We start from the raw sequence: 3,907 nt of genomic DNA, 5'->3' as shown, positions 1-3,907 counted from the left end.
AAATAGGCGGAATTGCATCCAACGCAACAATTGGTTACATGCGAGACCGTGATATTACCTGGTCAGGGCGGTGATCGGTGGAGCGAGTCGGTGATGTCCGGACTCTCCCAACTGCGCCTGGACACGCGGCACATCAATGTTGCATCGATTACAACGCTCATGTGACCTCGCAGCCACCTGGTTCGGCGCAGTTGGTACTGGCGGGAAACGTGGTCCATCTGGACCCGGCTCCGGCGGTTTTGGAGGCGATGCTGGAAGGCTGGCGCCGCCAGCAATCGGCTCGATACCTGAAGGATTCGACGATCGGGCCCCGTTTGCGCCTGATCCGGCGGATGGTCGCGTTCACCGGCTTGTATCCGTGGCAGTGGACTCCGGCCGAGGGCGAGGCGTTCATCGATCAGCTGCGGTGCGGCGATGCGCCGCGCGCGGTGTCGACGGCGCGGGGTTACGAAGTAATGATCAGCCTGTTCCTGGAATTCCTGCTCGATGCCCGCTACGGCTGGATTCGGGTGTGTGAGGAGCGGTTCGGTGAGGTGCCTGCGCAGGTGTTCCACGAGGGCAACTCGATCCTGCACCGGGTCGACTACGAGGGAGATCCGCGGCGTCGCCCGCTGAGCTACGACGAGATCCAGGCCCTGTTCGACGCGGCCGATGCCAGGCCGGGCCGGATCGTCGAGCGCGGCGTGAAAGGCGCGCTCGGTGCGGCCCGCGACGCCGCGGTGCTGAAAACGGTCTACGCCTACGGCCTACGCCGCACCGAGACATCGAAACTGGACCTGGTCGACTTGCGCCGAAATCCAAAAGCGCCACAGTTCAACGGATTCGGATCGGTCATGGTCCGCTACGGCAAGTCGTCGAAAGGGTCGCCGCCCAAGCGGCGCACTGTGCTGCTGGTGCCGGAAATGGACTGGATTGTCGAGGTTCTCGACTACTGGCTGACCGATCTGCGGCCCCGGTTCTCGCCGGGCCGGCATCCGGCACTCTGGATTACAGAACGCGTCGGCCGGCTGTCGCCGCGCTCGATCAACGAGGCGTTCGTCGCGGCCAAGCGCGCCGCGGGCCTCGACGAGCACCTCGATGTCCACTGTTTACGGCACTCTTCGGTGACGCATTGGACCGAATTCGGTTATCCCCCAAGGTTTGTCCAGGAACAAGTCGGTCATTCGCATGCGGCCACGACTGCGATCTACACCGGCGTGTCCGACGAGTTCCGCAACCGGCTGTTGCTCGCTTCACTCAAAGGGCGTCTCGGCGCCGAATGGGATGTGATGGCATGAACAAGAAGATGGGTTACCGCTGGCGGCTGCGGGATCTGATGGCCGATCAGCAGATGTTCCAGACCTCGAATCTGGTCCCGTTGCTGGCCGAACGGGGCATCGTGTTGTCGCGTGAGCAGGTCTATCGGCTGGTCACCAGCCCGCCGCAACGGCTGAGCATGGACGTCCTGGTCGCGCTCTGCGACATCCTCGACTGCACCCCCAACGACCTCATCGAGCCCGAGGTCCTCAATCAGCAAATCCGCAAAACCGCTGGCGCACAAGCGGAACCGACTCCAATCACGGTCCGCCGCACGGTGATACGCAAGCCAGGCAAGCAGTGACCCGCCCACGACACCGCCCGGGAGCCCTGGCCGCCGCGCGGGAGCGACTGATCGGCGTTCTCCGGCAGACGATCGGCCCCGACCTGATCGCGGAGTCCGCGCAAACCATGCTCGAGCAAGCCAAAGCCTGGAGTTCGGTCAGCGCACACGCGTTGGATCGTCATATCGCCGAGCATCCGGACGCGTTCCTGGCTCCCTCGCCGCACTGCCCGATGTCGTTGCTGCGGCTGCTGAAAGCGATCGGGGCCGCAGGATTCGGCGACAGGGTCGTGCTGCTGGGCTGCGCCCGTTGCGGACGGACCGACCGAATCCTGGACAACCTCACCCCCGAGGGACGATGTTGCCGACGCTGCGTTGTCCGGTTGCGTCCTTGCGCGCGTTGCCATTCCGATGGTGAACTCGTCGCTCGCCGTTCCGAGGGGATGATCTGCCGCCGCTGCTACACCAAAGACCCGGAGTTCATCACCGAATGCGCGGGCTGCGGCCGCATCCGGGTGCCGGCAAAACGGCTCGACAACGGCGACGCACTCTGCCAGACATGCATTCCCAAACGAACACAGCCGTGTTCGCACTGCGGCCGCGCCCGGCCCGTTCACGCCTACAGCTCGAAGGGACCGAGCTGCCGCGCCTGCCACACCACACCACCGAGGCTCTGCGGCATCTGCGGACAGATCCGTCCGATCGCCGCCCGCGCCGACGGCAACGGCCGCCCCGACATCTGCCGCGGCTGTTACCGCAACATGGGCGATTGCGTCGTCTGCGGTCAGCACCGCCACGGCGGGAAAGTCGGCGGCGGCAAATTCCAGTGCAGTTCTTGCAGTCCCAGACCGATCCGCGCCTGCACGCTCTGCGGAGTGATCGAACGCACGAACACGACATGGCCATTAGGACCGGTCTGTCACCGCTGTTACTACCAGCGACGCGCAAACCCTGCAGCCTGCAGCGCCTGCGGACACACGAGAGTGCTGGTCGGACCCGGCGAAACCTGCGCGGCCTGCGCGGGATTCGACATGAATCTCACCTGCCGGACCTGCGGGCAGGAAGGCCGCAACATCGCCGACGGCCGCTGCGACCGTTGCGTCGCGACCGACCGAATTCGCGACCTGCTCTCCGACAAGGACGGAACGCTGGTTCCTGCTCTCGAGCCGCTCGCCGAAGCCCTCACCTCGGCGAATCCAGGATCAGTGCTCTGCTGGCTCCACCGCAGCGCTTCCTCACGACTGCTGGCGGGCCTCGTCGTCGACCGGATCGCAATCTCCCACGCAGCACTCGATGAACTGCCCCAAGACCCCAGCACTCGACGAGTCCGCGACCTGCTGGTCACCACCGGAATCCTGCAGCCCCGCAACGAGAATCTGGCCCAGCTGCAACTCTGGGTCGAACGCACCACCTCGGCCCTACCGCGCCACCACCAGCCCGTCATCCGAGCTTTTGTCGAATGGCATGTCATGCGCCGCGCCCGCCAGCGAGCCGATCGCAGACCCTTCCGCGAGACCGCGGCCGCGCAGGCCCGCCACCGCATTCGCACCGCTGGCCTGTTCCTGCAATGGCTCGACACAACCGACACTCCGCTGGGCGGGCTCACGCAGCACCACATCGACACCTGGCTCGACGCTAACCCCGGCAAACGCGCTGTCATCGCCGTGTTTCTCGACTGGCTCCGACGACGCCGCCTCATCGGCGACATGGACATCCCACGACGAAAGGACAGTCTGCCCAAGCAATTCCACGATCAGGACGAGCACGAGAGTCAGCTGCGCCGATGTCTCATCGATGACTCCATTCCTTTGCCGGTCCGGGCCGCTGGCGCGTTGATCAGGCTCTATGCGCTTCCTCTGACCCGCATCGTCGAAATCACCACCGATCAACTCCACCGCGACGACACGCACAGCTACCTCGACATCGACAAACACCCAGTTATCCTGCCGCCCACGCTGTCTCGACTGCTTGATCAGCTGATCACCCAAGGCGGATCGAGATCCATGGTCCGGCACATCACCCGAGACCAACCCACCTACCTGTTCCGCGGACAGCGCGGCGGCCGTCCACGAGTCAGTGCGGGACTTGCCCTCTTGCTGAGAGAACACGGACTTCCCAGCATCGCCGCACGGAACACAGCCATGATGGCCAACATCACCGATCTCGACGCCGTCGTGGTCAGCGACCTGTTCGGAATCCACCCCGCGACCGCGCACCGATGGGCTCGATTCGCCAAATCAAGCTGGGCCGACTACCTCTTCCACGCACCCTGAAACCCCGCCTCACAGCAGGAATACCGCAACCTTCGAATATCGCCGTCCACCGGTT

At 64.6% G+C, this 3,907-nt stretch carries 3 protein-coding genes; all 3 read left to right on the top strand.

All coding sequences use genetic code 11. The annotated features are described in order from the left end of the window. Positions 1–248: 248 nt before the first annotated feature. The 3 genes from HOV91_RS38510 (at position 249) to HOV91_RS40425 (ending at position 3,852) form a co-directional block, all read left to right on the top strand. Positions 249–1,277: a tyrosine-type recombinase/integrase gene (locus HOV91_RS38510; protein ID WP_051047154.1), complete on the top strand. Its 1,029-nt coding sequence runs from the start codon at positions 249–251 to the stop codon at positions 1,275–1,277. Further along, positions 1,274–1,600: a helix-turn-helix domain-containing protein gene (locus HOV91_RS38505; protein WP_043735698.1), complete on the top strand. Its 327-nt coding sequence runs from the start codon at positions 1,274–1,276 to the stop codon at positions 1,598–1,600. The genes HOV91_RS38510 and HOV91_RS38505 overlap by 4 nt, the downstream gene beginning before the upstream one ends. Before the next feature lie 107 nt (positions 1,601–1,707). Then, on the top strand, positions 1,708–3,852 hold the full coding sequence (locus tag HOV91_RS40425; protein WP_246351589.1) for an XRE family transcriptional regulator: 2,145 nt from the start codon (positions 1,708–1,710) through the stop codon (positions 3,850–3,852). Positions 3,853–3,907: the final 55 nt, after the last annotated feature.

The organism is Nocardia barduliensis, from assembly GCF_013315795.1.
GTDB classification, from domain to species: Bacteria; Actinomycetota; Actinomycetes; order Mycobacteriales; family Mycobacteriaceae; genus Nocardia; species Nocardia barduliensis.
This window is presented reverse-complemented; position numbering and strand designations above follow the sequence as displayed.

What these genes read in the sequence shown, in the direction of transcription:
- HOV91_RS38510 (WP_051047154.1), top strand. Translation starts at nt 249, where the DNA reads ATGCTGGAAGGCTGGCGCCGCCAGCAATCGGCTCGATACCTGAAGGAT.
- HOV91_RS38505 (WP_043735698.1), top strand. Translation starts at nt 1,274, where the DNA reads ATGAACAAGAAGATGGGTTACCGCTGGCGGCTGCGGGATCTGATGGCC.
- HOV91_RS40425 (WP_246351589.1), top strand. Translation starts at nt 1,708, where the DNA reads ATGCTCGAGCAAGCCAAAGCCTGGAGTTCGGTCAGCGCACACGCGTTG.